Origin of the sequence: Halomonas sp. ND22Bw, from assembly GCF_003011945.1 — a bacterium.
Classification (GTDB): domain Bacteria; phylum Pseudomonadota; class Gammaproteobacteria; order Pseudomonadales; family Halomonadaceae; genus Halomonas; species Halomonas halophila.
Window position 1 is genome coordinate 1 of sequence record NZ_PXWD01001817.1, and the last position, 234, is coordinate 234.

1 pseudogene is annotated in these 234 nt (G+C 64.1%); it reads right to left on the bottom strand.

What is annotated here, in order from left to right:
• Positions 1–234: pseudogene (locus CVH10_RS24540) on the bottom strand (nicotinate phosphoribosyltransferase); the annotation flags it as partial.

Below are 234 nucleotides of genomic sequence, written 5' to 3' on the forward strand. Positions count from 1 at the left end.
CGTCCAGGGCGGTCTTGATCGCCATGGCCGAATCGAAGGTCAGGGCATCGCTGAAGATCAGCGTCTTGCCGCGCGGGTCGATGCCCAGCCGTTCGTAGTGGCGAATGCACTTCTCGGCGAACACCATGGGGTCGCCGCTGTCGTGGCGCAGGCCGTCGAACAGCTTGGCGAAGTACAGATCGAAGTCCGCCAGGAAGGCATCCAGGGTGATGGTGTCGGTCAGCGCGACGCCGA